Source organism: Zwartia lucis (assembly GCF_965234455.1).
Taxonomy (GTDB): domain Bacteria; phylum Pseudomonadota; class Gammaproteobacteria; order Burkholderiales; family Burkholderiaceae_B; genus Zwartia; species Zwartia lucis.
This window is the reverse complement of record NZ_OZ248472.1, coordinates 1,237,502-1,253,614: the sequence shown is the minus strand read 5'-3', so window position 1 is coordinate 1,253,614 and position 16,113 is coordinate 1,237,502. Positions and strand designations below refer to the sequence as shown.

The window sequence follows — 16,113 nt, the reverse complement described above, 5'->3', positions numbered from 1 at the left end:
GTTTTAGTGAATCGCGGCTTCGTACCAAGCACGGGCCACATGGGACTCGGAAATCGTCACACGGATGGCATGCAACTCTTTGCCATCTCGTCCGAGGCCGCCACTTCGCGCGGCCTTGGCCAATTGATCAAAAATATATTTTGTCAGAAACTCGGTAGTGGTGTTGACCCCCTTGAACTCAGGGCGCTCGTCAAGATTGCTGTAGTTCAAGGGTTTGAGCGTGTCCTTGAGGACATCGAGTGCACGGCCGATATCGATCACGATGCCGTTGGGATCGAGCTCTTTAGAAATAAATGCTGCATCGACCACGAAGGTCGCGCCGTGCAATGCCTGCGCAGGTCCAAAAACGTCTCCGCGAAACGAATGGGCAATCATGATGTGGTCACGGACTTCGACTGTAAACACGGCAACTCCTTAGGAAAAAATGGATCAAAAAGATGAAATCAAGGGTAACGGATCAGCTGACAAAGAACGGTGCTCTGACGGCCTAAAATTTCGGGTAAACATGCAGGTAAAGTTGTGAAATCTACCGCGGGAGCCAGCAGTACATCGAGACGCGCGTCCTGAAGCATATTCAAGGCAGCGCCCAAGCGACGACGGTAGGTCCAGCGTGGCCGACGAGAAGCCGAAATATGACCAACCTGACTGGATTGCAGTCTAAGCTGACGGCTATGAAAAGCGCCCCCTAGCGGAGCGTTGACAACGCCAGAACCATACCAGCTGAGTTCCAGAACGGTCGCCTCTTCGCCGGCACAAGCCAGCGCCGTCGCGAGTCCGGCGGGATTGGCGCTGCAATGGATCACTACATCGCACTCGAGAGGAGCGGCTGCAGGCGGCGCAAAATTCACACCCAAGGCCTGAGCGATCCCGGCTCGCTCAGGGTTGACATCCACCAACGTCACTTCAGCACCGGGAAAATGTCCGCACAAATAGGCGACCAAGCAACCGACAACACCCGCGCCCACCACCGCAATACGGTCACCGGGTCCGGGGGCTGCGTCCCAAACGGCATTGAGCGCGGTTTCCATATTGGCCGCCAATACGGCGCGGGATGCTTCCACCCCCTCTGGAACAACCATCACAGCACTCGGCTCGGCCTGAAACACGGTCTGGTGCGGCATGAGGCTGAATACGAGCTTACCCAACAGAGACTCAGGTCCCACTTCGACACGTCCCACGTTCGAATAGCCATACTTTACGGGAAAGGGAAAGGCGCCACCCATAAATGGGGCGCGCATCCGAGCGAACTCGCTCTCGGGAACCTGTCCGCGATAAACAAGTGACTCCGTTCCTCGGCTCAGGGCTCCAAATACCGACCGCACTTGGAGGGTCTCACCTGTCAAGCCGACAAGCGTCTCCTCGCGTAACTCCGAACGCTCAGGAGCGACATACCAAAGCGCCTGAGCGCTAGTCGACACGGATAAAGGGGGCTGATCTCTCACCACGCATGCGTCCTAGGTTTTAAATGTAAACAATCCGCTCTGATTTATACTAATAGAGCATTTCGCAGAGTATAAGTGAGCCAGAGGCCATCCCCTTGAAAACCTTTATGAATAACCCTTCTGCGCGTGCGATCTCCGCACGCCGCAGCCTTTTTTGTTTGCTTTCAGTCAGTTCAGCTTTATTCATGCTTTGGCTCATGCATGAAGCCCTCTCCCCCCAAGTACCAACCGCGTTGTACATCGCACTCCTGATCATGCAGGGGGTGACTTTACCTTGGATGGTGGTGGGCTTCTGGAATGGTTTAATTGGCCTCTTGTTGTACCAACTTTCGACTGGACCTACCGCTGCTGTCTTGCCTCGGGAAATGGACATCTCAGGGACAGAACTCCTGACAAGCTCCACGGCCATTTTGTTGAGTATTCGCAATGAAACGCCCGAACGCATCGAACGCAATCTTGAAACGATGCTCCACGGTCTCGCACAACCCGGGATTGGCGAACACTTTCATCTCTACATCTTGAGCGATACCAATGACCATGTGATTGCCGCACAAGAGCAAGCCTGTTTTGACGCCATGCAGCAACGCTGGAGTTCACGCATCGCGATCACCTATCGCTGCCGTACGGAGAACATAGGGTACAAAGCAGGAAACATCGCAGACTTTTGTAAACGTTGGGGCACCCAGCACGATTTTGCACTGACGCTCGATGTGGACAGCTTCATGACGAGCGATTCGATATTGCGCTTAGTGCGTATGATACAAGCCAGTCCTCGTTTAGGGATCTTGCAAGGCCTAGTCGTTGGACTACCTTCGACCAGTGCGTTTACCAGACTGTTCCAATTCGGCATGCGTCTGGGCATGCGTTCCTACACGATGGGTTCGGCTTGGTGGCAGTATGACTGCGGCCCTTATTGGGGACACAACGCCGTGATTCGTCTCGCTCCTTTTATCGAGCACTGCGAGATGCCCACACTCACAACGCGTGATGGTTCGACACGTCATATTCTGAGTCATGATTTAGTCGAAGCCGTGCTCATGCGGCGCGCCGGTTTTGAGGTGCGCGTCTTTCCTCAAGAGGATGAGAGCTGGGAAGAAAATCCGCCCACACTGACCGAGTTCATTCGTCGCGATCTACGATGGTGCGAAGGCAATTTGCAATACATTCATTTGCTAACCTTGCCCGGACTCAAGCTGATGAATCGCTACCAACTGGCCCTGGCGATTTTTATGTTCTTGGGTTCAGCTGCCTGGATCGCCATGCTGGTGCTTGGAACACTGGCGCTCAGTCTGCATACGAACGCTGCAGACTTTGCTCAAAGCACGGCGTCACTCATATTGTTGATCTGTACACTCTTGATGTGGTATCAACCAAAAATCGCAGGCGCTTTGGATGTCCTACTGCGTCCAGAAGAACGCGCGCGCTTTGGTGGTGGCTGGCGCTTTGCGTTAAATCTGAGCTTGGAGATGCTTTTCTCAATCTTGATGAACCCCATCTCTTGGTTGAATCAGACGATGTTTATGACTGGTCTGATTTTTGGTAAAAAAGCGGGCTGGACAGCTCAGGCCAGAGACGATCACACCATTCCATTATCGGTTGCGATCAAACAATTTTGGCCGCATACGCTATTGGGTCTGATACTGTCAGGACTTCTACTCGTCACCCACCCTGCAGTTCTGCCCTTCGCTCTGATATTTTTTAGTGGTCTGCTGCTCGCCATACCCCTTGCGGTCTTCACCTCACAACCTTGGCTAGGGCGGTGGATGATTTCGCATCGCCTACTTTCCTTGCCTGAGGAAATCAATCCACCCGAGGCTTTAAACGCACTCCTTAAGCCCTCTGAGCGCTCATGAAATTTATTCGCCTGTACTTGCGGGTGCTCGACAAACTAGGCTCGGATCGCCGACTCGGCTGGATGCTTGCCTTGGCCAACGTCATGCTCGCCATGGCGCTCTTTGCGGAGCCAGTTCTTTTCGGGCGTGTGATCGACACGCTGTCTTCAATCCCCAGCGATCAGCCAGCCGCAATTTGGGCGGGCGTCTGGCCTTTGCTATTGCTGTGGACCGGCTTTGGTTTATTCACCATTTTGTGCTCAACGCTGGTCGCGCTTTTTTCTGATCGCCTTGCCCATCGTAGGCGTCACGCAATATTCGGCGAGTATTTTGCACACGTGCTTCACTTGCCCCTTGCGCAACAGTCACGTACGCATTCCGGTAGGCTCATGAAAATCATGCTGCAAGGCACGGACACACTGTGGTGGCTCTGGTTGAGTTTTTTCAGAGAGCACCTGGCGGCCTTTGCGTCCTTGGTCGTCTTGGTGCCGCTCGCGCTCTATATTAACTGGCGTCTCGCTCTCGTATTGATTGTCTTGTGTCTGCTATTTGGTGTGCTGACTCATTTCATCTTGAGAAAAACCCAAAACCTACAACAACAAGTCGAGAGTCATCATTCTGATTTAGCAGAGCTTGCATCAGATACGTTGGGTAATATCGCGCTTGTGCAAAGTTTTTCGCGCATTCAAACCGAAGTCAAAGCGTTGCATACGATTAGTCAACGCGTACTTGGTGCTCAACTTCCGGTTTTGTCTTGGTGGGCACTCGTCACAGTATTGACTCGCTCAGCCACAACGTTAAGCATTTTGTGTATTGTCATTTTAGGTGCATGGCTCTATACCAAATCACTCATCACGATCGGCGAGATCGTGACGTTTATCGCTTTTGCTGGCATGGTGATCGGACGTCTCGAACAAATTGTCGCATTTGCCAACAAACTCGCGATGGACGCACCGCGATTAAAAGAGTTTTTTAGCGTACTCGATACTGCGCCTGAGATTCTGGATGCGCCAAACGCGATTGATCCAGGTCGTTGCGAGGGGAACATCGAATTTCACAACGTCAGTTTTTCTTATGATGGCAAACGACCCGCAGTCGACAAACTCAGCTTCAAGGTCGCGCCCGGTCAAACCTTGGCTTTAGTTGGAACCACCGGCGCTGGAAAATCCACCGCACTCAGTCTGCTTTATCGCGCCTTTGACCCACAGTCTGGCACGATTACGATCGACGGTCAGGATATACGATTGTTTCAGCTGACCGCGTTACGACGCAACATTGGCGTTGTCTTTCAGGAGCCTCTGCTCTTTAATCGCTCGATCGCGGAAAACCTTCGTGTCGGCTCCCCAGAGGCGACCGAGGCCGACCTGAGACAAGCCTGCGCACGCGCTCAAGCCTTAGACTTTATTCTGAAACAACCCAAAGGCTTTGACACGACGATTGGTGAGCGTGGACGCAGCCTGTCGGGCGGTGAGCGTCAACGGCTATCGATTGCTCGCGTACTGCTCAAAGATCCCCCGATATTGATTCTGGACGAGGCGACGAGTGCGTTGGATAGCTCGACCGAGACCAGTCTGCTCAAGGCGATGGACGAGGTCACGCGTCAACGCAGTACTTTGGTCATCGCGCATCGACTCAGCACGATTCGTCAAGCCAATATGATTTTGGTGATGGACGCGGGTCGCGTCATCGAAGCGGGCACCTTTGATGCGCTCTTTGCACAAGGCGGTCGATTTACCGAAATTGTGAAACAACAATTCAATGCGCCCGTTGAGCATACGCCTCAACCGATTAAATAGTTTCTTTAAATGGAATCAATATGACAGGTTTTTCTGCACAATGGCTCGCCCTTCGAGAGCCTGCGGATCATCGCGCTCGCGATGTTTCCTTACACGATAAAGTGGTGCACGACCTTGCCCATTTGGCTCGCGTGCGTCCGGGTCCCATCAACCTTGTGGATCTTGGTTGTGGTTCGGGCTCTAACTTACGTGCCTTGGCGCCACATCTGCCTGTGACACAGCATTGGACGCTGGTTGATTATGATCCTGCTTTGCTGAGTGCAGCAAAGGCCGCACTGATGCAATGGGCCGACAAGATTATCTCCGAACAAGAAACACTCGTAGTACTTAAAAATGAAAAACATATTTCTATCGACTTTCTCTGCGAAGACTTGTCGAGCAATCTTGAAGCGGTGCTTTCTCGGCCTATGGATCTGCTGACTGCGGCTGCATTTTTTGATCTGGTCGCCGAGGGCTGGCTGGAGCGGTTTTGCGGCTTACTCAGCGCTCCGCTCTACACCGTTCTAACGTATAACGGCCAGGAATCCTGGAGCCCACCCCAGCCCACCGATTTAGCGATGCTTGAGGCCTTTCGTGCCCACCAGCAAACTGACAAGGGTTTTGGCGCAGCAGCGGGCCCAACTGCTGCCGGCGTGATGGAGAGACTTTTAAAAGCGCGAGGTTTTGCTGTGTCGAGCGCTCAGAGCCCTTGGAAACTAGACGCGTCTGACCGTAGGCTGATCGAGCAATTAGCGATCGGGAGTGCGGGCGCCGTATTAGAAACGAAACGGGTCTCTGTTGAAGAAGTCAGCGCTTGGAAGCAAAGCCGAAGCTTGGCCCAAACTTGCGAGATCGGTCATACAGATCTGTACGCACGGCCTCGTCAGTTTTAAGCATCGTCCAAACGACTCAGGGTTTAAATTTCTATCTTGGCGCCTAGCTCAACCACGCGATTAGGCGGAATCTGGAAAAAGTCAGAAGGTTTTGCCGCGTTCTGATACATCCAGGAAAAAAGCTTTTCACGCCAAAGCGCCATGCCGGGTAGCTTGCTGGGCACAATCGTGTCGCGCGCCAAAAAGAATGAGGTGTCCATTTCATCAAACTCGAGCCCGTGCTTGGCGGTAATTAATGCCAAGACAGATTTCATGTCGGGAGTTTCTTTGAAACCATGTACCGCCCGCACCACGTAAATGTCTTTACCTAGCTCTTTGAGTTGCAAGCTTTCATCATCATTCACATAGGGCACATCCCACGTGCTTAACTTGATGAAAAATACGCGTTTATGTAACACCTTGTTGTGCTTGAGATTGTGCAGCATCGTAGCCGGCGTGTGATCTACATGTGCGGTTAAAAATACGGCGGTTCCCTCGACGCGGTGTGGAGGGTAAGCCAAAATGCTAGTCACAAAATCAGCCAAGGGGATCGAACCGTCGATCGCTTTTTCACGTAGCAAACGCCGCCCTGTGTACCATGTGATCAAACACGTAAAACACCCTAACCCGAGTAACAGGGGATACCATCCACCATCTTTGAGTTTCATCAGTGTCGCCGCCCATAAAGAAAAATCAATCGCAAAAAATACGATTAAAAAAACTCCGGCAATCCATGGGCTCAGTTTCCACTCTCTTATCATTACCACGGACAACAAAAGCGTAGTGATCAGCATCGTTGTCGTGACGGAGATCCCGTAGGCTGCAGCAAGATTGCTGGACTCGCGAAACTGGATGACAGTAAAGAGAACCATCACCAAAAGAGCCCAGTTCACCACGGGAATATAAATCTGACCACGCTCGGCGGCGGAGGTGTGGTTGATACTCATTCTTGGTAAAAAACCAAGAAGAGTCGCTTGATTTGCCAAGGAGTATGCGCCGGAAATCACCGCTTGCGAGGCAATGACCGTCGCGCTTGTTGCAAGGATTAACAAAGGTATGAGTGCCCAACTCGGCGCCATTAAATAAAAGGGATTGCGGATCGCGCTTGGATCCAGCATCAACAAAGCGCCCTGACCGAAATAACATAACAACAGGCTGGGCATGACAATAAATAACCAGGCGTAGCGGACAGGTTTTTTACCAAAGTGACCCATATCTAAATAGAGCGCCTCAACGCCCGTCACCACCAACACCACTGAACCCAAAACAATGAACGCTAAAAAAGTATGATCATAGATAAAATTGATTGCGAACATTGGATTGATCGCCAACAAAATTTCAGGGTATTTCAAAATATTGAAAATACCCAGTGCAGCGAGCGATATAAACCATAACAATGTAATCGGCCCAAAAAGCTTACCGACAGCGGCTGTACCGTACTTTTGAATCACAAAAAGGGCAATCAGAATGCCGACGGTAATCGGGATCACGACTCTTTTTAACTCTGGGGCAATAATTTCTAGCCCTTCAACAGCAGACAAGACGGAGATCGCTGGTGTGATAACAGATTCTCCCACCAACATGCAGGCACCAAACATTCCCAACACCATAATGGCGAAATGAGGCTTGCCTGTGCTCTTGAGCGATCGGATGCCTAGCGCCATCAGAGACAACACGCCTCCCTCACCCCTGTTGTCGGCGCGCATCACAATCGCGACATATTTGATCGTGACGATGAGCATCAAGGCCCAAAACAGCATCGACAAAATACCGAGCAAAGCTTCAGTTGAGTAAGGAATACCGTGCAAAGGGCTAAAGCATTCCTTGAGTGCGTAGAGAGGGCTGGTACCAATATCGCCAAAGACGACACCGATCGCCGCAAGCATCAAAAGGTGAGTCGGACCATGCTCCACCTGACTCGCTTTCACCGCAACCGGCTCAAGGATGCTGGACTGCGAGTACTGAGGATCGCTGATTGTCATATTGCTAGGAAACTTGATTGCGTAAAACGCCTATTTTATCAATGATGACCTCGACAACGTCACCCTTTTGCAAAAATCTAGGTGGCGTACGACTAAAGCCCACCCCTTCGGGGGTACCCGTCGCAATCACATCGCCCGCATGCAACGCCGTAAAACCAGAGATGTATTCGATCAGCTTTGGAATCGTAAAAATCATATTGTCGAACGCGGTGTGCTGCATCGTTTCACCTGACACGCGGGTGGTCAGCGTCAGCGGATCAAGATCGCCGACCTCGTCGGGGGTCACCAACGCGGGACCGATCGAGCTCGAACGATAAAAGTTTTTACCTTGGTCAAGTGTGCGCTGAAACTGATAATCCCTGACAGAACCATCCATAAAGCAGGTATAGCCCGCGATGTATTGAGCGGCGTCTTCGGCGCGGACTTTACGGGCAGTTTTACTGATGATTACTGCAAGCTCGCCCTCGAAATCAAACTCGGGAGACAGTGTCGGCTTTTCAAAATCTTCGTTATGGGCCACGAGCGCCGCAGGAGTTTTAAAAAAGGTGCGCGGAAACTCGGGGAGCTTGTGTCCCGCTTCGGCGGCGTGGGCTGCATAATTAAGCCCAACGCAATGGATCGTCACGGGCTCTAAAAACAGGGGCAAATAACGAATCGAAGATTCGTGCATATCAGCAACAGCGGCATCCGCAACAGCACGCTTCGCCGCGGCAAAACCATTTTTCTGGACCAACTGCAACAGCGTTGGGTAGTCTTTGCCGATACGTGAATCTAGATTCACAATACCACCGTCCTCACGCAACATACCGTAGGCGTTGTTTCCTTGATGAATGTAACTGACGAACTTCATGCTGATGTCCTTATAAGTATCGATACTGAGCTTTTGGAATATTAGGCTAGAAATACGCGGATCGCTTTCGCCGATCAGGATTTTCTAAATAGTCCCGAAGACGCCTCCGCGATCCTTAAGCCTTATTCCACGCACGCATACGATCCACCATTTGTGGGGCGGCTCCCAAGTAATTCGCGGGATCGCAGAGTCGGTCGATTGTGGCGCGGTCAAGCTTGCTGCTGACGGTGCTGTCTTGATAAAGCACCTCAGCGAGCTTTTTTCCTTGTATCGAGGCGATCCGGCACGCGTCATACACAACATCATGTGCGGTCTGACGACCAATGTGTGGCGCCAAGCCCATCATCACTGCTTCGGCCACAATCAAGCCACCCGTCAAGTCAAGATTTTTAAGCATACGTTTAGTGTCGACCTCGAGACCACTGAGCATAAACTTCGCTTGCTTGAGAGCCCCCGCTGTCAAAATAAACGACTCGGGAATCGCTGACCATTCGATATGCCAGGGTCCCGTCGCACGTTCAAAATCTTGCACCATCGCATCGAGTGCGAGGCCCGCATGTTGACGTACGGCCTTTGAAGCACTGAGCATGAGCTCACAGGAAATTGGATTTCGCTTTTGTGGCATGGTGCTCGAGGCGCCCCGACCTTTGACAAAGGGCTCAAAAGCTTCACCCAGTTCGTTTGCCATCATCAGCATAATGTCGAGGGCGATCTTGCCAAGAGAACCCGTAACAAGCGCTAGAAACTGAATCGTTTCAACCAAACCATCGCGCGCGACATGCCACGTCACAGGCGCCGAGCCCAAGCCGAGTTCTTTCATGAGCGCGTCTTGGACAGCCAAGCCCTGCTCACCGAGTGACGCAAGCGTACCGGCGGCGCCACCAAACTGTCCGATCAACACGCGCGGTTTTAGTTGTGCCAAGCGCTCGCGATGACGACGCACCATCAATAACCACACCGCCGCTTTATAGCCAAAGGTGATCGGTAATGCGTGTTGCAAGTGCGTCCGTCCGGCCATTGGGGTGTCACGGTATTGCAATGACAGCTGATCCAGGATCGCATCGAGTTCGTCTAAATCTTTTTCAATAATCGCAAGACCATCGCGCACCTGTAACACAGTCGCAGTGTCCATGATGTCTTGCGTGGTCGCCCCCCAATGCAGATACTCGCCTTCGGGGCCGCACATTTTTGAAATCTGATGCACGAGCGGCAAAATCGGGTAACCCACGATTTCTGTTTCACGCTTGAGTTCAGCCATATCGAGTTTGGTCGAGTCGGCACGCGCGATGATTGCGGCCGCCGCAGACTTAGGGATAACGCCTAGCTCACCCTGCACTTTCGCCAACGCGATTTCAGTATCGGTATAGCGTCGCAACGTGGCCGCATCATCGAACACCTCACGCATCGCTGCGGTCCCAAACATATCCTTAAAAATAGAGGATTCGATCATTGAAATTGGCATGAGAATAGACTCGAAAATGGCTCGGAAAAGTGTCGAAAATAGCAAAAAAACGGCAGCCCATAAGGCAATATCGCCCAATAAACGTATCGCATAGTATATTCGGCTTCACGGTCTGGCCTCATTCGCCCGAAACCCAATCACGATCAGGAGATTTTCAATATGAACAAGGCATTCTTGCGCACACTTTGCGCTTCCTTGCTGCTTAGCGCGGGCTCATTTTCCGCGGTTGCTCAAGACTATCCCAACCGCACCATCACCATGGTCATGCCCTATGCTCCGGGCGGTCCGGGCGACACCATCACGCGCTTGTTTGCAGCCGCGATGCAAAAAAATATTGGTCAGCAAATCATTGTTGATAATCCAGCGGGTGCGAGTGGCAGCATCGGTACCGCGCGCGTCGCACGCTCGGCTCCAGATGGCTATACGCTCTTGATGACGCACATTAGCCATGCCACGAATCCGATGATGATTAAAAATCTTTCATATAGCCCTGTGACCGACTTTTCACCGGTCGGCCTTGCGACCGTAGGCCCGATGGTGGTGGTCGCGCGCAAGGACTTTCCTCCTGCAAACACCAAGGAATTTGTCGAATACGTCAAAAAGAATCAAGACAAAATCAGTATGGGTAACGCCGGCGTGGGCTCTGCGTCACACATGTGCAGTTTGATGTTCATGGAAGCCCTCGGCGTCAAGCTCAACAACATCCCTTACAAGGGTACGGCACCCGCCATGAACGACTTGATGGGCGGTCAAATCGATATCTTGTGCGACCAAACCACCAGCACCGTCGGCCACATCAAGAGCAATCGCGTCAAAGCGTATGCTGTGGCGGGAACACAGCGGATCGATTCCTTGCCTGATCTGCCAGCGATCACCGAAGCTGGTGTCAAAGGCTTCGATCTGAGCATTTGGTTTGGAATCTATGCGCCAAAAGGCACGCCCCAGCCCGTGATTGACAAGCTCTCGGCCTCCTTGGCCAAAGCTGTGCAAGACCCTGACGTCAAGTCGCGCTTGGCCGGCATGGGCACTTCACCTGTTTCGCCAGACCTCGCTGTGCCAGCAAAACTCGCTGAGCATCTGAAAAAGGAAATCGATACGCTCGGTCCCCTCCTTCAGAAAGCAGGCGTTCAAGCAAACTAAGTCAGCTGATCCGCGCGCAAGGCGCGAGCAGCTTCTTTGGCCCGGTCGTTCTCGGAACGCAACCGGGCCAATTCTTGTGGGCTCACCCGCGCAACATTCGAATAGTCTTGTTTCCACGCATGCGACGCACTCCAACGCTGAGGTGATTGAACCGTCGTGCGTCCCGCAGGTGCCGACTCCAACGTGCGCAACGCCAACTCGAGTGTCGCGCTCTGCGAAGCAGGATCGTTCGGCTTGCCAGCGGCATTACCGAGAGGAAAATCACTAAACATCACACGTGGAACGCCACAGTGCTCAACGATGTCTTTGGCACATGCCAGTAATACCGTCGAAATACCGGCAGCCTCGAGATAGCGCGCGACCAAACTCAGTGTTTGATGGCACACGGGACAATTGGGAACAAGCACGACTGCTTCCACACCATCCGCCTGGCAACGCCTAAGAACCTCTGGACAATCCACTTCGATCGTATGTCGTTGACTGCGATTAGTAGGGATACCAAAAAAATGCGGAGCTAAGCGTCCGATACGTCCTGCCGCCTCAGCCTCTCTAAGGGCAGGTAAAGGAAACCACGTTCGGCTGTCCTCCATTGTGGTGTTTTTACGATCGATTGCCACATGAGAAATACGCACATCATGGTCTTGCCGGACATCGCCTGAGTAAACCTTGTAAAACTTGGCCTCTGCGTTGTAGGGCGCGCCAATGCCTTGTTCACCCTTGGCGGGATCATAAGGTGAAGCGGTGGAGATCAAGGCAACGGTCATTTGCGCAAGCGGCTTGCGCAAGGGTGTATGCGGCACCTCAGCATAATGCGCCCAACGATAGGGATTGCCGTAACCCAAAGCAAGATACCAATCGCGCGTTCGGGTCATGTAGGAGATCGGTACGTCCTCATCCGAGGCGAAGCCGAGGTCTGATTCCGTTTGACTCATCATGACTAGCTCCTTGAGATCACTGAAATGAAGATCGCTGAAATTCTTTACTGCTCAATATTTTTTTTACGACCCGACATCGTGCCCAGCACGATACCCACAATAATCAGTCCCGCGGCCAAGACCAAGGGCAATCCGAGTGTCTCACCCAAGAATACGCTCGCGCAGACCAGGCCGATCACTGGCACACCCAGCAAACCCATCGACACCATTCCCGCAGGTAGGTCTCGGCTGACCAAGTTCATCAACAAATACGCCACTCCGTTGCCGATCAGACAGTTAAAACCAATGAGCAACCAAAGCTCAAGCGTCCAGTTGATCTCCGGGATGCCCTCAAGCACCAACGCCAACACCAACTGAACCACACCTCCAACCAACATTTGCCAGGGCAATAACGAAAAGGGCGGCGTCACCCATTTGTGTACGCGTCCATACACGATAGACATCGCCCAACAAAGGGCCCCCGTCAGCATAAAAACATGACCAATGACAATGTTGGAATCACTCCAATCCATCTGTCCGGGCTGCATGATCAACACCACACCCGAGAGTCCGATTAATAAACCCAGTAGCCGTCTGATCGTCAAAGGCTCTCGCAGAAAAAACCAGGCGGCGGGAACGACCCAGAGCGGCGAGGTATAGGCCAGCACGATCGACTTGCCCGCCGGTAGAAACTGTAAGCCAACGCTGACCAAGACAGAAAACCCCACCATGTGAAGCAAGCCGATACTGAACACCACGGGAAGATCCGCTTTAACGGGGATACGCAGCTGCCCCGTCGTCAGACACAACACAAAAAACAACGCACAAGCCGGTAGCAAGCGTAACGCAGTCACCCAGACAGGCGTCACATACTCAAGCGTCATCTTGGCGATCACCCAATTCAGGCCCCATGCCAGCACGAGCAGCGCCAATAGCAACATCGCCCGACGGCGGCGCTTTTGCTCCTCTAAAGTCAACGTGTACTCCTCTGTATTTTGGCATTGACTGTAACCCAAGGTATGCTATGGCATCTTCATGTCGCAACGGAAAGCAAGCAAATGAGCACACAAACAACAAAAGACCTCGAAACGCTCCTCAAAGCACGGTACGGACAAGGCACTAAAGTCCTCGACGCGTTGAACCCTACGATCGAAACCCTTTTCCAGCACAAATCGGTACGCGGATTTACCGATCAGCCCTTGGCGCCCAATACCGCGGAGCTCCTCGTGGCTGCAGCCCAGTCCGCTTCGACCTCCTCCAACCTGCAAACCTGGAGTGTGGTCGCGGTCGAGGACCAAGGTCGTAAAGACCGTCTGGCGGCGATGGCCGGCAATCAAAAGTGGATTAGCGCCTGTCCTTTGTTTTTAGTTTGGGTGGCCGACCTCGCCCGGCTCAAAGCCTTGGGCGATGAACATCAGCATGCCTATGAAAGTCTGAACTACCTCGAAATGCTGATAATGGGTACGATCGATGCCTCGCTGGCCGCCCAAAATGCCACGATCGCTGCTGAGTCCCTCGACTTGGGCATCGTTTATATCGGTGGTATTCGTAACAAGCCATTGGACGTCGCCAAAGAGCTAGGCCTCCCACCCATGAGCTTTGCGACTTTTGGTATGTGCGTAGGACATCCTGATCCCGCCACAACCGCTAAAAACGTCGTCAAGCCACGCTTGCCACAAAGCGCAGTGCTGCACAGAGAAACCTACAATCCGATCGCGCACAAAGAGGCAGTGGATGCGTACAACGTCACGATGGAAAAGTTTTACGCCGAACAAGCCATGAAGCCGCTCGGCCCCTGGCACATCCAGTCATTAAATCGTGTCCGCGGACCAGAGGCGATGACGGGACGTGACTTGCTGGTCGATGCTCTGAAACAGCTTGGTTTTGACATGCGCTAAACGTTCGACATCCTGACGGAGTTGACGGGATATTGATAAAGGGGGTGAAGAGCGTCAGCTCTCACCCTCTTCTCTTTTCTGCATCCGCCACATTTGTGCGTACGTACCGTTGGCTGCGATCAAGTCCTGATGCGTGCCGCGCTCAATCACCCGACCATGCTCCATCACTAAAATCTGATCGGCATGCACGATCGTCGATAAACGATGCGCGATGATCAAGGTGGTGTGGTTGCGCGCGAGACTGGCGAGCTCGTCCTGAAGCGCGCGTTCGGTCTTGGAGTCAAGCGCGGAGGTCGCCTCATCAAAAATCAACATGGCAGGTTTTTTCAGCAAAGTCCGTGCGATCGCGACTCGCTGTTTTTCACCGCCTGAGAGTTTGAGTCCGCGCTCACCCACCTGAGTTTTATACCCATCGGGCAAATGCTCAATGAATTGATCCATCTGCGCGGCGCGCGCCGCAGCCTGCACCTCTTGCTCGGTCGCACCCGGTCTTCCGTAGGCGATGTTATAGCCAATCGTGTCGTTGAACAGGACCGTATCTTGCGGAACGATCCCAAGCGCTTGACGCAAACTGCTCTGTTGCACCGAGCGTAAGTCTTGGCCATCCAGCAAAATCCGACCATGCTGGACATCGTAAAAACGGAACAACAAACGCGCCAAGGTACTTTTGCCCGCGCCGCTGCGCCCTACTACGGCCGTCGTCGTACCCGCCGGCATCACAAAGCTCAGATCGTGCAGGATTTCCCGATTGGACTCGTAGTGAAACGACACATTTTCAAAGCGTACTTCAGGTCCATTCTTTTGATCGGCGATACGTAAGGCAGGCGCGTTTGGTGCATCGGCAATCTCGCGATCCGACTCAAGCAACGTAAACATCCGATCAAGATCCGTGAGCGACTGTTTGATTTCACGGTAAATCACGCCAAGAAAATTTAGAGGGATGTAGAGCTGGATCATCAAGGTATTGACCAACACTAAATCGCCTAGCGTCATCGAGCCGTCCGCGACGCCTAAGGTCGCACGCCAAAGGATCAACACTAAACCCGTTGCGATAATGGCTTGCTGACCGACATTTAATAACGATAAAGACTTTTGTGACTTGATCGCGGCTGACTGGTATCGCAGCAAATTTTCGTCGTAACGTTTGGCTTCGAAAGCTTCATTACCAAAATACTTGACCGTTTCGAAATTCAGTAACGAATCAATAGCTTTTTGATTCGCGCGCGAATCCATATCGTTCATGGTCCGGCGCAAGTGTGTGCGCCACTCAGTCACGTAAATGGTAAAGATGATGTAAATCACCAAGGCGCTGAGCGTAATGCCAGCAAACCAAATGTCGTAGTTGTAGGCGAAATAGCCCAACACCAACAAAAACTCGAACAGCGTGGGCACAATGCTGTAGAGAGAAAATGAGACTAAAGATTGGATGGCACGCGTACCGCGTTCAATATCTCGACTCACCCCACCCGTTTGCCTTCCAAGGTGAAACCTCAGCGATAGCGCATGAAGATGCTGAAAAACCTCAAGCGCGATCTGTCGCACGGCATGTTGCGTGACGCGCGCGAAAAACAATTCGCGCAGCTCAGTAAAAAGAGAAGACGAAAATCTCAGCAACCCATATCCGATGATCAACGCGATCGGTACCACCAACAACGCGCCTGCGGTGTTGTTACGCACATCCAAAGCATCGACCATGTGCTTGAGCATGATCGGGATGCCCAAGTTAGCGAATTTAGCGGCGAGCAAACAGGCCACGGCCATGGCGACGCGCAGCTTGTATTTCATTAAATAAGGGAGCAAGTCACCAATGATGCGCCAGTCGCTTCGCTGACGTTGAACACGAGGGCGATTGGGATCGTGAGAAAAATCGGGGGAATTACGGCTTGAGTGTCTCATGCATTGATTCTATCGCCGAAACAACTTGACGGTCGGAATAGACCTTCGTG

At 52.4% G+C, this 16,113-nt stretch carries 13 protein-coding genes; 5 read left to right on the top strand and 8 right to left on the bottom strand.

The window, feature by feature from the left end; translation table 11 throughout:
* Positions 1-3 precede the first annotated feature (3 nt).
* Positions 4-405, bottom strand: coding sequence for a 6-pyruvoyl trahydropterin synthase family protein (locus tag AC8GE9_RS05905; protein WP_506676183.1), 402 nt, complete (start codon positions 403-405; stop codon positions 4-6).
* 38 nt (positions 406-443) lie between these two features.
* Positions 444-1,442 carry a zinc-dependent alcohol dehydrogenase gene (locus AC8GE9_RS05900; RefSeq protein ID WP_506676182.1) on the bottom strand — a complete coding sequence of 333 codons (999 nt, stop codon included), beginning with the start codon at positions 1,440-1,442 and terminating at the stop codon, positions 444-446.
* 107 nt (positions 1,443-1,549) lie between these two features.
* On the opposite strand from AC8GE9_RS05900, the gene mdoH reads away from it, so the two are divergent.
* The 3 genes from mdoH to AC8GE9_RS05885 are packed head-to-tail and all read left to right on the top strand — an operon-like array spanning position 1,550 to position 5,942.
* Positions 1,550-3,295 (top strand): glucans biosynthesis glucosyltransferase MdoH, encoded by a 1,746-nt coding sequence (gene mdoH / locus AC8GE9_RS05895; RefSeq protein WP_506676181.1) that lies wholly within the window; start codon positions 1,550-1,552, stop codon positions 3,293-3,295.
* Positions 3,292-5,070: a glucan ABC transporter ATP-binding protein/ permease gene (locus tag AC8GE9_RS05890; RefSeq protein WP_506676180.1), complete on the top strand. Its 1,779-nt coding sequence runs from the start codon at positions 3,292-3,294 to the stop codon at positions 5,068-5,070. Before mdoH ends, AC8GE9_RS05890 begins: the two co-directional genes overlap by 4 nt.
* 20 nt (positions 5,071-5,090) lie before the next feature.
* Entirely contained in the window at positions 5,091-5,942 is an 852-nt protein-coding gene (locus AC8GE9_RS05885; protein ID WP_506676179.1) for a hypothetical protein, read from the top strand.
* A 23-nt stretch (positions 5,943-5,965) separates the two neighbouring features.
* Here AC8GE9_RS05885 and AC8GE9_RS05880 read toward each other — a convergent pair whose 3' ends face one another.
* From AC8GE9_RS05880 to AC8GE9_RS05870, 3 genes are all read right to left on the bottom strand, one after another.
* A complete protein-coding gene (locus AC8GE9_RS05880) occupies positions 5,966-7,807 on the bottom strand; it encodes a potassium transporter Kup (RefSeq protein WP_506676323.1) in 1,842 nt (613 codons plus the stop codon).
* 100 nt (positions 7,808-7,907) lie between these two features.
* Positions 7,908-8,753 (bottom strand): fumarylacetoacetate hydrolase family protein, encoded by an 846-nt coding sequence (locus AC8GE9_RS05875; RefSeq protein ID WP_506676178.1) that lies wholly within the window; start codon positions 8,751-8,753, stop codon positions 7,908-7,910.
* 115 nt (positions 8,754-8,868) lie between these two features.
* Positions 8,869-10,215: a class-II fumarase/aspartase family protein gene (locus AC8GE9_RS05870; RefSeq protein WP_506676177.1), complete on the bottom strand. Its 1,347-nt coding sequence runs from the start codon at positions 10,213-10,215 to the stop codon at positions 8,869-8,871.
* A 159-nt stretch (positions 10,216-10,374) separates the two neighbouring features.
* Between AC8GE9_RS05870 and AC8GE9_RS05865 the strand changes: the two genes are divergently transcribed.
* A complete protein-coding gene (locus tag AC8GE9_RS05865) occupies positions 10,375-11,355 on the top strand; it encodes a tripartite tricarboxylate transporter substrate-binding protein (protein ID WP_506676176.1) in 981 nt (326 codons plus the stop codon).
* Here the strand turns inward: AC8GE9_RS05865 and AC8GE9_RS05860 are convergent.
* Both AC8GE9_RS05860 and AC8GE9_RS05855 read right to left on the bottom strand, forming a co-directional pair.
* Positions 11,352-12,290, bottom strand: a complete 939-nt coding sequence (locus AC8GE9_RS05860; RefSeq protein WP_506676175.1) for a reductase — start codon at positions 12,288-12,290, stop codon at positions 11,352-11,354. The two genes, AC8GE9_RS05865 and AC8GE9_RS05860, sit on opposite strands and share 4 nt — an antisense overlap.
* A gap of 44 nt (positions 12,291-12,334) precedes the next feature.
* Positions 12,335-13,246 (bottom strand): DMT family transporter, encoded by a 912-nt coding sequence (locus AC8GE9_RS05855; protein ID WP_506676174.1) that lies wholly within the window; start codon positions 13,244-13,246, stop codon positions 12,335-12,337.
* A gap of 81 nt (positions 13,247-13,327) precedes the next feature.
* Between AC8GE9_RS05855 and AC8GE9_RS05850 the strand changes: the two genes are divergently transcribed.
* Positions 13,328-14,167: an NADPH-dependent oxidoreductase gene (locus AC8GE9_RS05850; protein WP_506676173.1), complete on the top strand. Its 840-nt coding sequence runs from the start codon at positions 13,328-13,330 to the stop codon at positions 14,165-14,167.
* A 54-nt stretch (positions 14,168-14,221) separates the two neighbouring features.
* On the opposite strand, the gene AC8GE9_RS05845 is transcribed toward AC8GE9_RS05850, so the two are convergent.
* Complete coding sequence (locus AC8GE9_RS05845; protein ID WP_506676172.1) at positions 14,222-16,063, bottom strand: ABCB family ABC transporter ATP-binding protein/permease; 1,842 nt, start codon at positions 16,061-16,063, stop codon at positions 14,222-14,224.
* Between the last annotated feature and the right edge of the window lie 50 nt (positions 16,064-16,113).